This is a genomic window from Bordetella saccharivorans, assembly GCF_045862855.1.
GTDB classification, from domain to species: Bacteria; Pseudomonadota; Gammaproteobacteria; order Burkholderiales; family Burkholderiaceae_B; genus Bordetella_A; species Bordetella_A petrii_F.
In genome coordinates, this window is the sequence record NZ_BAAFZO010000001.1 from 3,452,789 (window position 1) to 3,469,430 (window position 16,642).

Here is a 16,642-nt window from a genome sequence, read left to right on the forward strand (position 1 = left end):
CGGCAACTGCGTTTCGGATGTCATCCTAATGCGGAAGTTTTAGACCTCCACTTGCTTTTTTATTGCCTTTGTATAACAGCCTGTTAAGTCAAGGTTTACCCTTGGCAGGGCTTTCCCGCATTGGCTCCGTCAACTCGAAGCCCTGCTCGCGCAGGGTGCGGCGCAGCGCGTCGACGAAATCCTGCGCCAGCTGCGACAAGGGCTCGAAGCGCGATTGCACCAAATTGGCGGTGAGAATCTTGGCCTGGTCGATGGGCCGCACCACCAGGTCGCCCGAGCCGCGGCTCTTGACGGAGAACTCGTCGACGATGGCGATGCCGGCGCCGGCCTGCACCAGCGAGCAGGCGTTCTGCGGCGAACTGACTTCCACCGCCAGGCGGCGCGTATGGCCGGCCTCCCGGTACATTTCCTCGACCAGCGTGCCGAATGGCGTGTGAGTGCCGTACGAGATCAGCGGATACGGCTGCATGTCGGCGATCGACAGCAGCGAACGGTGCGCCAGCGGATGGTTGTAGGGGCAGATGCACACCAGGCGCGCCTGGCCGACCGGCTGCGACAGCAGGTTGGGGTGTTGCACCGGCAGGATGACCACGCCGAGCTCGGCGTGATTGTCCAGCAGCATCTGCGTCAGCGGCTGGTAGGTCAGCGGCTGGAACGTGACCTTGACGTCGGGGTGGGTGGCGCGAAAACGCGCGATCGACAGCGGGATGAGCATGTGCCCGATGCTGGGGCTGGACACCAGGTGCAGGATGCCGCTGCGCCGCTCGGCCAGTTCCGAGGCCAGCGCGCCGACGCGCCGCACGCCGGCGTACACGGCCTCGACCTCGCGGAACAGCTGGCGCGACTCGGGCGTCGGATAGAGGCGTCCCTTGATCCGCTCGAACAGGGTGAACCCCAGCCGCTGCTCGGTATGCGAGAGCAGGCGGCTGACCGCGGGTTGCGAGACGAACAGCAATTTGGCGGCGCCGCTGATCGAACCGGTGGTCATGACAGCGCGAAAGACTTCGATCTGCCGGAGATTCAATTGCATGACGGGTGGGCCTCCCTGGGCCGAATGCTACATAACAAAGGGTTAAGGGTGTCGCACAAATCGACAATACTTGCTTATCGGCCGGCACGGCTAGACTGCTTGCCGTACGCAACGCGGCCGACTGGCCGATGCGCCCCGTCGAGGACAGTCGAATGGAACAGACCCTGTTTGTCATCAATCCCAATTCCACCCAGGCGGTGACGGATGCGTTCGACGCCGCCCTGGACCCGCTGCGCATGGGCGACGGTCCGCGCATCCAGTGCCTGACGCTGGCCGAGGGGCCGGCCGGCGTGCAGACCCAGCTGGACGTGGAAAGCGTGACGCTGCCGCTGGTACGCCTGGTGCGCGAGCTGGACGCCAGGCATGGCGCGGCGGCTGCCGGCTACGTGATCGCCTGCTTCAGCGATCCCGGGCTGCACGCGGTGCGCGAGGCGACCGCCAAGCCCGTCCTGGGGATCAGCGAGTCCGGCATGCTGACCGCCCTCACGCTGGGGCAGCGCGTGGGCGTCATCGCCATCCTGCGCCAATCGCTGGCCCGCCATGGCCGCATGTTCGGCGCCATGGGGCTGGCCGGGCGGGTGGCGGCCGAATTGCCGCTGGACCTGGGCGTGGTGGAGCTATCCGACGCGGCGCGCACGCGCGAGCGCCTGTTGCAGGTGGGGCGGCGCCTGCGCGACGAGCACCAGGCCGACGTGCTGGTGCTGGGCTGCGCCGGCATGGCGGCGTACCGCGGCTGGCTGCAGGAACAACTGGGCGTGCCGGTGGTCGAGCCGACCCAGGCGGCCGCCGCGATGGCCATCGGCCGCATCCGGCTCAACTGGCATGGCGCCTGAGGCCGCCATGCGCATTCCGGAGCTGATAGAGCGCCTGACGCATCTGGTGGGCGAGGACGGGCTGGTGCTGGATGCCGAGGGCCAGGCAGCCTACGTGCGCGACTGGCTCGGCAAGTGGCAGGGCAGCACGGCGGTGGTGGCACGGCCGCGCAACGCCGCGCAAGTGTCGGCGGTGATGCAGTTGTGCCACCAGACCCGCACGCCGGTGGTGCCGCAGGGCGGCAACACCGGCATGAGCGGCGGCGCCACGCCGGACGGCAGCGGCGCCCAGGTGATCCTGAGCCTGAATCGCATGAAGCGCATCCGCGAGGTCGACCCGGTCAACAATACCCTGTGCGCCGATGCCGGCGTGCTGCTGGCCGAGGTGCAGGAAGCCGCCCGCGCCGCCGGCCGGTTCTTCCCGCTGAGCCTGGGCGCGGAAGGCAGTTGCACCATCGGCGGCAACCTGGCCACCAATGCCGGCGGCACGGCGGTGCTGCGCTACGGCAACGCGCGCGACCTGGCGTTGGGGCTGGAGGTGGTGCTGCCCGATGGCCGTATCTGGAACGGGCTGCGCGGCCTGCGCAAGGACAACACCGGCTATGACCTGACCAGCCTGTTCATCGGCTCGGAAGGCACGCTGGGCATCATCACCGGCGCCGTGCTGAAGCTGTATCCGGCGGCGGCCGGGCGCGCCACGGCCTGGGCCGGCGCGGCCACGCTGCCGGCGCTGGTGCAGTTGCTGACCCGCCTGCAGGCGGCCTGCGGCGAACGCCTGACCGCATTCGAGATGATGTCGGCCAACTGCCTGGAGCTGGTCCTGGCGCACGTCAGCGGCGCCGCCAGCCCGCTGGCCGGCCGCCACCCGTACTACGTGCTGTTCGAATTGACCGACACCGAACCGGCCGGCCTGCCGGTCCTGATGGAGCAGGCGGCCGGCGCGGCGCTGGCGGAAGGCCTGCTGCAGGACTGCGCCATCGCGATGAATGAAACGCAGGCGCGGGCGATGTGGCGGCTGCGCGAGGGCATCTCGCAAGCGCAAGTGCGCGCCGGCAAGGCGGTCAAGCACGACATCGCCTTGCCGGTGTCGCGCCTGGCCGCTTTCGTGGAAGAGGCGGGCGCGGCGCTGGCGGCGGAATTTCCCGCGCTGCCGGTGGTGAACTTCGGCCACATCGGCGACGGCAACCTGCATTACAACGTGCTGCTGCCGCCGGACGTGGCGGCGCCCGAATACGCGCGGCTGACTGCCGCCCTGAACCGCCGGGTGCACGACCTGGTGGCGCAGCTCGACGGCAGCATCAGCGCCGAGCACGGCGTGGGGCAATTGCGCCGCGACGAACTGCGGCGCTACAAGTCGCCGGTGGAAATGGACCTGATGTGGATGATCAAGCGGGCGCTGGACCCGAACCACCTGATGAATCCGGGCAAGCTGCTGTAGCCCGGCCTGTCGCCGCGCGGCTACAGCGTGGTCTTGTCGACCAGTTCGTCCTTGCCGTAGAACTTCACGCCGATGTGGATGCGGTCGCGGCCCTGCGAGCGGCGGTGGCGGTTGGTGTCGCGCAGCGAATACACGCAGCCGCAGTATTCCTGCTGGTAGAAGTTCTCGCGCTTGCTGATCTCGATCATGCGCTGCGAGCCGCCGCCCTTGCGCCAGTTGTAGGTCCAGTAGACCAGGTCGTCGTAGCGGGCCGCCGCGCGCTCGCCGCAGCCGTTGATCTGGTTCATGTCCTTCCAGCGCGAGATGCCCAGCGAGCTGGTGATGGTGTCGAAGCCGTGCTCGTGCGCGTACAGCGCGGTGCGCTCGAACCGCATGTCGAAGCACACCGTGCAGCGCTCGCCGCGCTCGGGTTCGTTTTCCAGCCCCTTGACCCGCTCGAACCAGTTGTCCATGTCGTAGTCGGCGTCGATGAACTCGATGCCGTGCTGTTCGGCGAAGCGGATGTTCTCCTGCTTGCGGATCTCGTACTCTTTGACCGGATGGATGTTCGGGTTGTAGAAGAAGATGGAATAGTCGATGCCGGAGGCCTGCATGGCTTCCATGACCTCGCCGGAACAGGGCGCGCAGCACGAATGCAGCAGCACCTTGCGGCGGCCGGTGGGCAGTTCGAGTTTGGGGCGCATGAATTCGGACATGGCGAAGCAGTATTGCAGCGGTAAAAACCCTTATTTTACGCCGGGTTGGGCGCCGCCGCCGGGTTGTCTCCCAGCACCGCGCGCCACAGCGCGTCGACCGCCGCGCGCTCGTCGACCAACTGGTCCTGCGGCACCCGCGCCTTTTCGGTGCCCTGCAGGCGCAACTGGTGCTGGGTGCGCCGCAGCGTGCGGTAGGCGTCGCCGGCCCGCTGCGCCAGCTCGGCGGGAATCAGCCCGGCCTCGCCGGCCAGGCGCAGCAGGGCGATGTTGCCCAGGTTGTTGACCAGCACGCGGTGCGTGCCGGCATGGCACAGCACCAGGTACTGGGTGACGAATTCCACGTCCACCATGCCGCCGCGGTCGTGCTTCAGGTCGAAGTCGCCGCTGTGGTTCGGATGGCCGGCGCTGATCTTGTCGCGCATGGCCAGCACTTCCTGGCGCAGCGCGGCCGTGTCGCGCGGCTGCACCAGCACTTCGGCGCGGATGCGCTCGAAGCGCGCGCCCACCGTGGTGTCGCCGGCCGCATAGCGGGCCCGCGTCAGCGCCTGGTGTTCCCAGGGCCAGGCGTGCTTGAGCTGGTATTGCTCGAAAGCCTCGACCGAAACCGCCAGCAGGCCGGCCTCGCCATCGGGGCGCAGGCGCAGGTCGGTCTCGTACAGCCGCCCGGACGAGGTCATGGTGGACAGCCAGGAGGTCATGCGGCGGCCGAGCTTGGCATAGACCTCGGCCGCGTCCTCGCGCGGGTCGTCGAACAGGAACACCAGGTCCAGGTCGGAGGCGTAGCCGAGCTCCTTGCCGCCCAGCTTGCCGTAGGCGATGACCGCGAAGCGCGGTTCGGCGCCGGACAGCTTGTTCACCAACGGCCAGACGCGCCGCACCGTCTCGGCCAGCAGCATGTCGGCCAGCGCCGAGAGCTGGTCGGCCAGTTTCTCGACCGTGAGCTCGCCTTCCAGGTCTTGCGCCAACAGCTGGAAACTGGCCTGGCGCTGCACATCGCGCATCAGGTTCATCTGGCGTTCGATGTCCGGCTCGCCGTCGGCCAGCCGGCAGGCGTCCAGGTCGGCCGCCAACTGCCGCGCCATCTGCGCGAAATCGAGCGGCTCGAACAGCGTGCGCCAGTCGATCAGGCTGTCGAGCAGCAGCGGATGCTGGGTCAGGTACTGGGCCGCCCAGGGGCTGGCGGCCACCATGCGGGCCACCCGCGCCAGGGTATCGGGGAATTCCGCCAGCAGGGCCAGGTAGGCGCTGCGCTGTGCAATGGTCTCGATCAGGTCGAGCAGGCGCACGGCGGCCTGCGCGGGCGCGCCGGTCTGGCGCGCGGCCGCCAGGGCCGCCGGCAACAGGGCTTCCAGGCGGCGCCGGCTGCTTTCGGGCAGGCTGCGCACGCGGTGGCTGTCCAGCAGCGATTCGGCGCGGCGCAGCAGGTCGTCGGCGGCATCGCCGTAGGCCTGGCGGATCTGTTCGGCCAACTGGCTCTCGGCATCGCCATTGGCGCCCGCCGCGGCTGCCACCGCCATCGACGGCGTGCCGTTGTCGTCTGCGTCGCCCATGCCGGCCAGCCGGAAGGCATTGCGGAACATCTGCGAAACAAAGGCGCGGTGCCCGGCCAGCGTGCGCTCGAATTCGCCGGCCTCCAGCCCGAGCGCGGCGCCCAGTTGCGCGCGCTGGGCGGGGTCGCCGGGCAATAGATGGGTCTGTTCGTCTTCGCGGTATTGCAGCGCATGTTCGACGCGGCGCAAGAACCGGTAGGCCTGTTCCAGGCGCTGCGCGTCGTCGGCGCTGACGAGGCCGGCCGCGCGTTCCGCATGCAGGGCCTGCAGCAGGCCGCGCCGCTGCAGCGCCGGCATGCGGCCGCCGCGCACCAGCTGGAATAGCTGCACCACGAATTCGATCTCGCGGATGCCGCCGTCGCCCAATTTGATGTTGTTGGCGCTGTCCACGCCGTTGCGCGCCAGCGCGCGCCGCTGCCAGTCCTGGCGGATGCGCTCGCGCAGCGCCCGCAGCGAGGCCAGCGCGTCGAAGTCGAAGTATTTGCGGTAGACGAACGGGATGCGCAGGCTTTCCAGGTGCCGCGCCTGCGGGGCGGCGTCGCTGTCGGGGAAGGCCTGCGCCGGGATCAGCCGCGCCTTCAGCCAGGCATAGCGTTCCCATTCGCGGCCCTGGGCCACCAGGTAGTGCTCGAACGCGTCCAGGCTCCAGGCCGGCGGGCCGGCGTCGCCATCGGGGCGCAGCCGCAGGTCGGTGCGAAATACCTGTCCGTGTTCGTCGGCTTCGGACAGCACCGGCATCATGCGCCGCGTCAGGCGCCCGTAGAACTCATGGTGGCTGATGCGGCGCGGCCCGTCGGTCTCGCCTTCTTCGCCATATAGCATGACCAGGTCGATGTCGGACGATACATTGAGCTCGCCGCCGCCCAGCTTGCCCATGCCGACGATCAGCATTTCCTGGGGCGCGCTGGTGGCCGGGTCGCGCGGGATGCCGTGCACGGCGGCGAGTTCGGCGGCCACGCTGCGGTAGGCGCTGGCCACGGCGAGGTCGGCCAGGGCCGTCATGGCGCCGCCCACTTCCTCCAGGTCGGCCAGGCCGGCCAGGTCGCGCACCATCAGGGCGGCGAAGGTCCGTTCGCGCAATTTGCGCAAGGTTTCCCGGCACAGCGGCACCGGCAGCACCTCCGGCGCGCCGGCGCCAGCCAGCTCGGCGTGCCAGGATGCCAGCGCGTTGGGCGTGACCGGATGGCGCGCGGCGGTTTCCAGCCAGGCGGCCAGGTCGGGGTGAGCGTCGACGCGGCGGCGCAGGTAGCCGGACCAGGCCAGGGAGGGGGCGAGCAGGGAAGCGGGCATGATGCGGACAGGCAGACGGGAGAGCGCGTTTCGGGTATAAGGGGACGATACCCCAAGACGCCTTCTCTGCCCACTGATCCGTGTCCCTGTCCGCCAAAGTCATCCGCTGTCTGCTCTGGAGCGTGCTGGCCGTCTACATCGTCGCGGCGCTCCTGCTGCTCGGGCTGCGGTACTGGGTGCTGCCCAACATCGACCAGTGGCGTCCGCGCATCGAGGCCTACGCCAGCGATGCACTGGGGGCCCAGGTCTCCATCGACCGCATCGAGGCCGACTGGCGCGGCCTGAACCCGCGGCTGACGCTTACCGGCGTGGCCATTCATGACGCGCAGCCCGAGCCGGTGCTGGCCTTGCCATCGGTCTCGGCGGTGCTGGGCTGGCGCAGCGTCGCCTTGCTCTCGCCCGCGCTGCTCAGCCTGCGCATCGAGGGGCCGGAACTGCTGCTGCGGCGCGACGCCGAGAACCGCTTGTGGATCGCCGGCCGTTCGGTCGACCTGGACGCCGCCGGCGACGACCGCCCGCCGCGATTGCTGCAATGGCTGGCCGGGCAGCGCGACATCGCGCTGGTCGGCGCCACGCTGCATTGGCGCGACGAACGGCGCGGCGCGCCCGATATCGCGCTGCGCAATGTAAACCTGCGCCTGTACAACGGCGCCTTGTCGCATCGCTTCGCCCTGAGCGCCGAGCCGCCCGCCGGCCTGGCGCGCGATCTGTCGCTGCGCGGTCGCTTCGCGCGCAATCCGCTGCTGGCCGGGCAGCAGCGCTTCACCGGCGAGTTGTATGCGGAGATCAACGATGCCGAACCGTCCGCCTGGGCGCCCTGGCTGGCGGCCCCGCCGGTGGCCGGGCGGGCGGCGGCGCGGGCCTGGCTGACCCTGGACGAGGGCGCGGTGACGGATGTGACTGTGGATGCCTCCGTGCGCGGCGTCCATTGGCAGGCCGACGGCGGGGCCGCCGCGTTCGGGCTGGACGAGGGCAGGCTGCGCGTACAAGGGCCGCCGGGCGCGGTGGTGCAGTTCGCCGATGTCCCGCTGGCGCCCGGCGGCGACGGCGCCGGCGTGGCGCTGCGCGGCGAGCTGGCGGGCCTGCGCGTCAACCTGCCGGGGCTGTTCGACCCGGCGCTGCTGCAAGCCGACACGGTACGCGTCGACGCCAGCGTGCGGCGCCCGGCGCAGCAGCCGGCGGTGGTGGACGTACGCCAGCTCGATATCATCAATGCCGACCTGGATGCGCGCCTGCACGGCCGCTGGACGGCGCAGGGCAGGAGCGCCGCCGGCACCGCCGATTTCGGCGGCAACCTGGCGCGCGCGGCCATGCCCGCCATTCACAAATACCTGCCGCTCACCGTCAATGCCGATGCCCGCGAGTGGCTGGCGCGCGGCCTGCCGGCCGGCCAGGCGCGCGACGCCTCGGTCACGGTCAAGGGCGATCTCGACGATTTTCCCTTCGGCCGGCCCGACGACACCGGCCAGTTCCGCATCGCCGGCGCCTACGACGGCGCCATCGTCGATTACGCGCCGGCGCGCGGCGACCGCAAGGGCTGGCCGCGGCTGGAAAACCTGGCGGGCAATTTCGCGGTGGACAAGGTTAGCCTGTCGGTGGACAGCCCTGACGGCGCCATCATACGCACCGGCGAAGGGCAGACGGTGGAACTGGGCGCGGTCACCGCATCCATCCCCAACATGGAGGAGCGCGCCACGCTGTACATCGACGGCGCGACGTCGGGACCGGTGCCCGCCTATCTGGCGCTGGTCGACAACTCCCCGCTGGGCCGCATGCTCGACGGCGCCCTGGACGAGGCGCAGGGCAGCGGGTCCTGGCAAGTGCCCCTGAAGCTGGAAGTGCCGCTGCTGGATGCCGAGGAAACCAAGGTCGACGGCCGCATCGTGTTCGGCGGCGACACTTTCCGCTTCGTGCCGGAGATGCCCGAGCTGCGCCAGGTGCAGGGGGAACTGCATTTTTCCGAGCGGGGCGTGCGCACCGACGGCGTGCGTACCGAGTTCCTGGGCGGACCGGCGCGTATCGCCGGCAAACTGGAGCAGCGCGGCGATGCGCTGCGCTTCGACGGCACGCTGGCCGCGGCGGGCCTGAAGCAACTCACCAACAGCCCCGTCCTGGCGCGTTTCTCCGGCCAGGCGTCGTACCGCGGGCAGCTTTCGTACGGCGCCGGCGGGGCGCTGGATATTTCCGTCGAATCCGACCTGGCCGGCCTGGGCATCGATCTGCCGGCCCCGGTGGGCAAGGATCGCGCCGCCGCGCGGCCGCTGAAGGCGCGCTGGGGCCCGGCCGCCGACGCCGCCGGCCGCGACCAGCTATCGGTCTCCCTGGGGGGCGACATGGCGCTGCTGCTGGAGCACAACCGCGGTGCGCGCGACGGCCCGTATTTCCCGCGCGGCGCGCTGGGCATCGGCCGGCCGGCTGCGCTGCCCGCCGCCGGCCTGGCGGTGGATATCGCCGCGCCCGAGCTGGACCTGGATGCGTGGGAAACGGTGGCCGACAGCGCCGCGTCCGCGCACGCGGACGGCAAGCAGGGCGGCGGCGTGTTGCCCGAACTCAGCCGCATCGACCTCGAAACCGCGCGGCTGCGGGTGGCGGGATGGGATCTCGACGAACTCAAGCTGCATGCCACCCGGCCGCAGCCGGCGCACTGGCAGGTCGACCTGCAATCACGCCAGGCGGCCGGATCGTTGTCGTGGCAGGAGGCGTCGGGCGCGATCGCCGGCCAGGTCACGGCGCGGCTGTCGCGCCTGGCGCTGGGCAGCGAGGACTCATCGGAAGCGCCGGCCGACGACACGCCCATGGCCGATGACGACCTTTCCGACATTCCCGCCGTCGATTTGCGCGCCGAGCATTTTTCCCTCTATGGCCACGATGTCGGCGCGCTGGAACTGCTGGGCACCAATCTCGAGCGGGGGCGGTTGTGGCGCCTGGACAAGCTGCGCATTGCCAACGACAGCGCCACCCTCGATGCGTCGGGCAACTGGCGGCTCGACGGCGCACAGCGCGGCCTGTCGGTCGAGGCCACGGCCCAGTTCAAGGACCTGGGCGCCTTCATGGACCGCATCGGCTACAAGCAGATGGTTGCCGGCGGCAGCGGTTCGGTGCATGGCAAGCTGACCTGGCGCGACCTGCCCTGGACGCACAACCTCGCCAATATCGACGGACAGGCGCGCATCAGCCTGGACAACGGCCGCTTCCTGAACGTCAATTCCCGCAGCGCCCGGCTGCTGGAGCTGTTGTCGCTGCAATCGGTGCAGCGCCTGGCCAAACTGGAATTCAACCCCGCCAACCTGCTGCGCGACGGCTTTCCGTTCGACACCATCCGCGGCGACATGGCGCTCAGCCGCGGCATTCTGCACACCGAGGGCTACAAGCTCAACGGCCCGGTGGCCACCATCGTGCTGGCCGGCGACACCGCCATCATCGCCGAGCGCTGGGACCTGAAAGCGGTCGTGATTCCCAACCTGGATGCGAGCGGCGCGGCCGTGGCCACCGCGCTGGCGGTCAACCCGCTGATCGGCCTGGGCGCCTTCGTGACCCAATGGCTGCTGAAGCAGCCGCTGGCCCGCGCCATGGCCATGGAATACACCGTCACCGGATCGTGGGACGAGCCCAAGCTCGCGCCGGTCGAGCCCAAGGCCACGCATACGCCCAAGCCGGTCGAGGACCACATCGAGCATTGAGCGGGCCTTGCCGGATCCCGCCGGCCCGTTCCGGCGCAACCGGCCGGCCGCGGCGGGCCGCGCCGCCCGATCAGGCGGTGACCGAGCGCCAGGCCGCGTTCACCCCAGGCCGCGTTCACCGTTGGCGGCCAGCACCGCCGCGAGGCCTGCTTGCAGGTCCTTGACGAAGCACGCGGGAACCTCCAGCGACGGGAAATGTCCGCCGCTTGCGGGCGTGCCCCATCGGACGATCTGGCGGTACCGCTCTTGCGCCCAGGGGCGCGGGCATTTTTCGATGTCGCGGGGATACACGCTGATGGCCGCCGGGACGTCGACCCGCAGCGCGGGGTCGAGCGAGTCGTGGCTTTCGTAGTAGATGCGGGCCGCGGATGCGCCGGTGCGCGTCAGCCAGTACAAGGTGACGTCGTCCAGGATGCGGTCCCTGGATATCGTCTCGAACGGGCTGTCCTCGGTATCTGTCCACTCTGCGAATTTGTCGAGGATCCAGGCCAGCAGCCCGACCGGCGAGTCGACCAGCGAGTAGCCGATGGTCTGTGGCCGGGTCGCCTGCTGCTTCGCGTACGCGGCGCGGTAGCGCCAGAAGTGGCGGGTTTCCTCGGCCCACTTGCGCTCGGCCGACGTCAGGCCATCCATGGCCAGCCCGGGCGGCGCCTGCGCCAGCGTCGAGTGGATGCCGAGCACATGCGCCGGAAACCGGCCGCCGAGGATGGTGGTGACCACGCCTCCCCAGTCGCCGCCGTGGGCGAGGAACCGGCCGTAGCCGAGCCTGCCCATCAACTCCACCCATGCGGCGGCGATCTTTTCGGTGCCCCATCCGGTGGCGGCCGGCTTGTCGCTGTAGCCGAAGCCCGGCAGCGATGGCGCCACGACGTGGAACGCCGGCGCGCCGGCATCTGGTGGGTCCGCCAGTTCGTCGATGATGTCGACGAACTCGGCGATGCTGCCCGGCCAGCCGTGCGTCAGGATCAGGGGCGTGGCGTCCGCGCGCCCGGACCGGCGGTGCAGGAAGTGGATGCCCAGGCCGTCGATGGTCGTGCGGAACTGGCCGATCCGTTCGAGGCGCGCCTCGAACGGCCGCCAGTCGTACCCGGTGCGCCAGTAGTCCACCAGCTCGACGAGGTCGGCGAGCGGGACGCCCTGGTCCCAGCGGCGCGGGCCGGGCGGGGCGCGCCGGACCGTCTCGGCTTCCGGCAGCCGCGCCGCGGCCAGGCGCGCGCGCATGTCGTCGAGCTCGGCCTCGGTTGCGCGGGCTTCGAACGCTTGTATGTCGCTGCTTGAATGGGGCATGGGACCTCCAGGCTATCGTGGAGCCGGCCATGGCTATTGTGAACCGGCTTAGATGGTTCTAACATGTGCGCCATGACAACGTCAATCAAGCCCGGCGGCTCCCTGCGCGCCGGGTTTCCCGGTTTTCGCCTCGGCAGCGTGCTGGCGACCAGCTTTACGGGAACCCTGACAGAGCGCCAGGGCAACCCCGTGGAGCGCATCCCCACGCCGCGTCGCCTGATCGACTGGCTGGCCGTGTACGGCCTGGCGGTGGACTCCTGCAGCGCTGCCCAGCTCGAGCTCGCCCGCGAACTGCGCGAGGCGATCCACGCCGCCGCTACTGCGGCCGCGATGGGGCGCGCCCTGCCTGCGGCCGCCATCCACGTCATCAATGCGTGCAGCGCGCGGGGCCGGGCCGCCGCGATCCTGGCGCCCGAGGGCAAGCGGCAATGGCGGCTCGGCCCGCCGCGTCGCGTGGAAGATGCCCTGAGCGTGATCGCCGCCGACGCGATCGGCATCATCGCCGGCGAGCGGGACGGAAAACTGGCCTTGTGCGCCTCGCCGACCTGCCGGGCCGCCTTCTTCGACACAAGCCAGAGCCGCACCCGCAGATGGTGCGACATGAATACATGCGGAAATCGCCAGAAGAAAGCGCGCTTCAATGCCAATCGGCGCGACAAGCCGGCCGGGGAGGACGCCGGACATTGAGCCGGGACAAGGAGGGCAAGTGGTGCGAATGGTGTGCAGGTGTCAGACACCTCTGCGAGGTGTCTGACACCTAATATGCGTGCGAGACAGGAGCAGCCATGCCCCATCGGGGACGCGCGGATCCGGCTCCGCCGGTCCGCAGCGTCGCCCCCCTGGGGGGGAAGCGCGCAGCGCTTCGGGGGGGGACCCTACTTCTTCATCATGTCGAAGAATTCGGCATTGGTCTTGGTGGCGCGCATCTTGTCCAGGATGAATTCCATCGACTGGACTTCGTCCATGTCGTGGATGAACTTGCGCAGCACCCACACCTTCTGCAGCAGCTCGGGCTTGATCAGCAGTTCTTCGCGGCGGGTGCCGGACTTGTTCAGGTTGATGGCCGGGTAGACGCGTTTTTCGGCCAGGCGCCGCTCGAGGTGCACTTCGGAGTTGCCGGTGCCCTTGAATTCTTCGTAGATGACCTCGTCCATGCGGCTGCCGGTCTCGATCAGCGCGGTGCCCAGGATGGTGAGCGAGCCGCCTTCCTCGAGGTTGCGCGCCGCGCCGAAGAAGCGCTTGGGACGCTGCAGGGCGTTGGCGTCGACGCCGCCGGTGAGCACCTTGCCCGAGGCCGGCACCACCGTGTTGTAGGCGCGCGCCAGGCGGGTGATGGAATCCAGCAGGATCACCACGTCCTTCTTCATCTCGACCAGGCGCTTGGCTTTCTCGATGACCATTTCGGCGACCTGCACGTGGCGGGTGGCCGGTTCGTCGAAGGTGGAGGCGACCACTTCGCCGCGCACCGTGCGCTGCATCTCGGTGACTTCCTCGGGGCGCTCGTCGACCAGCAGGACGATCATGACGGCGTCGGGATAATTGGTGGTGATGGCGTGGGCGATGTGCTGCATCATCACCGTCTTGCCCGACTTGGGGCTGGCCACGATCAGGCCCCGCTGGCCCTTGCCGATGGGGGCGAAGATGTCCATGATCCGGCCGGTCAGGTTTTCTTCGCTCTTGATGTCGCGTTCCAGGCGCAGCGGCTGGTTGGGATGCAGCGGCGTCAGGTTCTCGAACATGATGCGATGCTTGATCGCCTCGGGCGCCACGCCGTTGACCTTGTCGACCTTGACCAGGGCGAAGTAGCGTTCGCCGTCCTTGGGCGTGCGCACCTCGCCTTCGATGGAGTCGCCGGTGTGCAGGTTGAAGCGGCGGATCTGCGACGGCGAAATGTAGATGTCGTCGGTGCTGGCCAGGTACGAGGTCTCGGGCGAACGCAGGAACCCAAAGCCGTCGGGCAGGACTTCCAGCACGCCATCGCCGAAAATCTGTTCGCCCTGCTTGGCGCGCCGCTTCATGATGGCGAACATCAGCTCTTGCTTGCGCAAGCGGTTGGCGTTTTCGATTTCCAGGCCGGCGGCCATTTCCAGCAACTGCGAGACGTGCAGCGCCTTCAGTTCATTGAGGTGCATCGCGGTGAAAGGGGGAAAGTAGAGAAGGGCTCTGGCGGCGGGCCACGGACGGGCCCGCGCGGTACAAAGGCGCCGGCGGCGCCGGCGCCGGCGCGTGGTTTACAGCGCGTAGTTTACAACGTTACAGCGCGCCGTCCAGGAAAGCGGTCAGTTGCGACTTGGACAGGGCGCCCACCTTGGTGGCGGCGGCCTGCCCGTCCTTGAAGAGCATCAGGGTGGGAATGCCGCGGATGCCGTACTTGGCGGCGGTGCCCTGGTTTTCGTCGACGTTGAGCTTGGCGACCGTCAGGCGGCCGGCATATTCGGTGGCGACTTCTTCGAGGATCGGCGCGATCATCTTGCAGGGACCGCACCAGGCGGCCCAGTAGTCGACCAGCACGGGCTGGCTGGACTTGATCACATCGGCATCGAAGCTGGCGTCGCTGACGTTCTTGATTTGCTCGCTCATGGTGATTCTCGGTTCAGCAGCATGGGTCACGCCTCGCGGCCCTGCCGTTTTGTTCTACTGATAGGTTGGTAAGGGTTAAGCATACCACTGTTGATAACAACAGGGTTTGCCGGTTTTGTGTAGGATTGGCGACGCGGCCCGGGGAGCCGGGGCCGGCGCTTGCCGGCGCTGCCGCCCCCGGGCCGCCAGATTTGTCATCGTACCGAATTCGGGGCTGGTCAGGTCGTGCGCATCCCACCTCGGGCCGCGCAGAATCTGGACTTGTCCTTAAAATGTCGGTTTTTTTCCACAGATGTTGGGGATAACTTGGCTACACCACGTTACACCGAAGCGTCCATCCGGGTCCTGAAGGGCCTGGAGCCGGTGCGCCAGCGCCCGGGCATGTACACCCGCACCGAAAATCCGCTGCACGTCGTGCAAGAGGTCATCGACAACGCCGCGGACGAGGCACTGGCCGGCTACGGCAAGCAGATCCAGGTCACCCTGCACGCCGACGGCAGCATCTCGGTCGAGGACGACGGCCGGGGCATCCCGGTCGGCCTGCACCCCGAAGAAAAGGCGCCCGTGGTCGAGCTGGTCTTCACCCGCCTGCATGCCGGCGGCAAGTTCGACAAGCAGGGCGGCGGGGCGTACGCCTTTTCAGGCGGCCTGCACGGGGTGGGCGTGTCGGTCACCAATGCGCTGGCCACGCGGCTCGAGGTCGTGGTCTGGCGCGATGGCGGTCCTACCCGCCTAGTCTTCAAGGGCGGCGACGTGGCCGAGCCCCTGGCCCCGTATCCCGAGGCCGGCCGCAAGAAGTCCGGCACGCGGGTGCGGGTCTGGCCCGACCCCAAATATTTCGACAGCGCGCAGATCCCCCTCGGCGAGTTGACCCACCTGCTGCGCAGCAAGGCGGTGCTGCTGCCGGGCGTGAAGGTCAGCCTGGTCGTCGAGAAAACCGGCGACACCAAGACCTGGCAGTATGAGGACGGCCTGCGCGGCTACCTGGCCGAGGCCCTGGCCGGCGCCGAGCTGATGGTGCCTTTCTTCGAGGGCCAGCAGTATGCCGGCGCGGACCACGAAACCTTCGCCGACGGCGAGGGCGCCCAGTGGGTAGTGGCCTGGACGGAAGACGGCAACGCCGTGCGCGAGTCCTACGTCAATCTCATTCCCACCCCGGCCGGCGGCACGCACGAGTCCGGCCTGCGCGAGGGCCTGTACGGCGCCGTCAAGGGCTTCGCCGAGCTGCATGGGTTGCTGCCCAAGGGGGTCAAGCTGCTGCCGGAAGACGTCTTCGCCCGCGCCAGCTTCGTGCTGTCGGCCAAGGTGCTCGACCCGCAATTTCAGGGGCAGATCAAGGAGCGGCTCAACAGCCGCGACGCCGTGCGCCTGGTAGGCGGTTTCTCCAAGAGCGCGCTCGACCTCTGGCTGCACAGCAACGTCGAATACGGCAAGAAGCTGGCCGAGCTGGCCATCCGCCAGGCCCAGGCGCGCGCCCGCTCGGCCCAGAAGGTCGAGAAGCGCAAGAGCTCGGGCGTGGCGGTGCTGCCCGGCAAGCTCACCGACTGCGAATCCTCCGACGCCAGCCGCACCGAGGTCTTCCTGGTAGAGGGCGATTCGGCCGGCGGGTCCGCCAAGATGGGCCGCGACAAGGAATTCCAGGCCATCCTGCCGCTGCGCGGCAAGGTGCTCAATTCCTGGGAAGTCGACCGCGACCGCCTGTTCGCCAACAACGAAATCCACGATATCGCCGTGGCCATCGGGGTCGACCCGCACGGCCCGAACGACACGCCCGACCTGTCCGGGCTGCGCTATGGCCGCATCTGCATCCTGTCGGACGCCGACGTCGACGGCTCGCACATCCAGGTGCTGCTGTTGACGCTGTTCTACCGGCACTTTCCCAAGCTGGTCGAGGCCGGCCACGTCTACGTGGCCAAGCCGCCGCTGTTCCGGCTGGACGTGCCGGCCCAGGGCAAGCGCCCGGCGCGCAAGATCTACTGCCTGGACCAGGGCGAGCTCGAGGCCGCGCAGGACAAGCTGCGCAAGGAAGGGGTGCGCGAGGGCGCCTGGAGCATCAGCCGATTCAAGGGCCTGGGCGAGATGAACCCGGAGCAGCTCTGGGAAACCACCATGAATCCCGACACCCGCCGCCTGCTGCCCGTCGGCTACGGCAGCCTGACGCCCGAGGACACCACCCGCATGTTCGACATGTTGATGGGCAAGGGCGAATCGTCGCAGCGCCGCGCCTGGATCGAAGAAAAGGGCAACCTGGCCGAACTCGACATCTGAGCCGCGCCCCCC

General features: G+C 69.0%; 11 protein-coding genes. 5 read left to right on the forward strand and 6 right to left on the reverse strand.

Going from position 1 to position 16,642, the window contains the following annotated elements:
- Positions 1-88 precede the first annotated feature (88 nt).
- Positions 89-1,030: a LysR substrate-binding domain-containing protein gene (locus tag ACKTT0_RS16550; RefSeq protein ID WP_407850906.1), complete on the reverse strand. Its 942-nt coding sequence runs from the start codon at positions 1,028-1,030 to the stop codon at positions 89-91.
- A 152-nt stretch (positions 1,031-1,182) separates the two neighbouring features.
- Here ACKTT0_RS16550 and ACKTT0_RS16555 point away from each other — a divergent pair, with 152 nt between their 5' ends.
- The gene (locus tag ACKTT0_RS16555) at positions 1,183-1,863 is read left to right on the forward strand and encodes an aspartate/glutamate racemase family protein (RefSeq protein ID WP_407850907.1); all 681 of its coding nucleotides are present in this window, start codon (positions 1,183-1,185) and stop codon (positions 1,861-1,863) included.
- Positions 1,853-3,280 carry an FAD-binding oxidoreductase gene (locus ACKTT0_RS16560; RefSeq protein ID WP_407850908.1) on the forward strand — a complete coding sequence of 476 codons (1,428 nt, stop codon included), beginning with the start codon at positions 1,853-1,855 and terminating at the stop codon, positions 3,278-3,280. Before ACKTT0_RS16555 ends, ACKTT0_RS16560 begins: the two co-directional genes overlap by 11 nt.
- 20 nt (positions 3,281-3,300) lie before the next feature.
- Here ACKTT0_RS16560 and ACKTT0_RS16565 read toward each other — a convergent pair whose 3' ends face one another.
- A complete protein-coding gene (locus tag ACKTT0_RS16565) occupies positions 3,301-3,975 on the reverse strand; it encodes an epoxyqueuosine reductase QueH (RefSeq protein WP_407850909.1) in 675 nt (224 codons plus the stop codon).
- Positions 3,976-4,010: 35 nt separating this feature from the next.
- Complete coding sequence (gene glnE / locus ACKTT0_RS16570) at positions 4,011-6,815, reverse strand: bifunctional [glutamate--ammonia ligase]-adenylyl-L-tyrosine phosphorylase/[glutamate--ammonia-ligase] adenylyltransferase (RefSeq protein ID WP_407850910.1); 2,805 nt, start codon at positions 6,813-6,815, stop codon at positions 4,011-4,013.
- An 80-nt stretch (positions 6,816-6,895) separates the two neighbouring features.
- Between glnE and ACKTT0_RS16575 the strand changes: the two genes are divergently transcribed.
- Entirely contained in the window at positions 6,896-10,495 is a 3,600-nt protein-coding gene (locus ACKTT0_RS16575) for a YhdP family protein (protein WP_407850911.1), read from the forward strand.
- A gap of 99 nt (positions 10,496-10,594) precedes the next feature.
- Here the strand turns inward: ACKTT0_RS16575 and ACKTT0_RS16580 are convergent, their stop codons facing one another.
- Positions 10,595-11,782 carry an epoxide hydrolase family protein gene (locus ACKTT0_RS16580; RefSeq protein WP_407850912.1) on the reverse strand — a complete coding sequence of 396 codons (1,188 nt, stop codon included), beginning with the start codon at positions 11,780-11,782 and terminating at the stop codon, positions 10,595-10,597.
- Positions 11,783-11,845: 63 nt separating this feature from the next.
- Here ACKTT0_RS16580 and ACKTT0_RS16585 point away from each other — a divergent pair, with 63 nt between their 5' ends.
- The gene (locus ACKTT0_RS16585; protein WP_407850913.1) at positions 11,846-12,469 is read left to right on the forward strand and encodes a CGNR zinc finger domain-containing protein; all 624 of its coding nucleotides are present in this window, start codon (positions 11,846-11,848) and stop codon (positions 12,467-12,469) included.
- Between the two features lie 188 nt (positions 12,470-12,657).
- Here the strand turns inward: ACKTT0_RS16585 and rho are convergent, their stop codons facing one another.
- A complete protein-coding gene (gene rho, locus ACKTT0_RS16590) occupies positions 12,658-13,914 on the reverse strand; it encodes a transcription termination factor Rho (protein ID WP_012248888.1) in 1,257 nt (418 codons plus the stop codon).
- A 121-nt stretch (positions 13,915-14,035) separates the two neighbouring features.
- Positions 14,036-14,362 (reverse strand): thioredoxin TrxA, encoded by a 327-nt coding sequence (trxA, locus tag ACKTT0_RS16595; RefSeq protein ID WP_028354145.1) that lies wholly within the window; start codon positions 14,360-14,362, stop codon positions 14,036-14,038.
- A gap of 306 nt (positions 14,363-14,668) precedes the next feature.
- Here trxA and ACKTT0_RS16600 point away from each other — a divergent pair, with 306 nt between their 5' ends.
- On the forward strand, positions 14,669-16,630 hold the full coding sequence (locus tag ACKTT0_RS16600; RefSeq protein ID WP_407850914.1) for a DNA topoisomerase IV subunit B: 1,962 nt from the start codon (positions 14,669-14,671) through the stop codon (positions 16,628-16,630).
- Positions 16,631-16,642: the final 12 nt, after the last annotated feature.

What these genes read in the sequence shown, in the direction of transcription:
- ACKTT0_RS16555 (WP_407850907.1), top strand. Translation starts at nt 1,183, where the DNA reads ATGGAACAGACCCTGTTTGTCATCAATCCCAATTCCACCCAGGCGGTG.
- ACKTT0_RS16580 (WP_407850912.1), bottom strand. Translation starts at nt 11,782, where the DNA reads ATGCCCCATTCAAGCAGCGACATACAAGCGTTCGAAGCCCGCGCAACC.
- ACKTT0_RS16565 (WP_407850909.1), bottom strand. Translation starts at nt 3,975, where the DNA reads ATGTCCGAATTCATGCGCCCCAAACTCGAACTGCCCACCGGCCGCCGC.
- trxA (WP_028354145.1), bottom strand. Translation starts at nt 14,362, where the DNA reads ATGAGCGAGCAAATCAAGAACGTCAGCGACGCCAGCTTCGATGCCGAT.
- ACKTT0_RS16560 (WP_407850908.1), top strand. Translation starts at nt 1,853, where the DNA reads ATGGCGCCTGAGGCCGCCATGCGCATTCCGGAGCTGATAGAGCGCCTG.
- glnE (WP_407850910.1), bottom strand. Translation starts at nt 6,815, where the DNA reads ATGCCCGCTTCCCTGCTCGCCCCCTCCCTGGCCTGGTCCGGCTACCTG.
- ACKTT0_RS16550 (WP_407850906.1), bottom strand. Translation starts at nt 1,030, where the DNA reads ATGCAATTGAATCTCCGGCAGATCGAAGTCTTTCGCGCTGTCATGACC.
- rho (WP_012248888.1), bottom strand. Translation starts at nt 13,914, where the DNA reads ATGCACCTCAATGAACTGAAGGCGCTGCACGTCTCGCAGTTGCTGGAA.
- ACKTT0_RS16585 (WP_407850913.1), top strand. Translation starts at nt 11,846, where the DNA reads ATGTGCGCCATGACAACGTCAATCAAGCCCGGCGGCTCCCTGCGCGCC.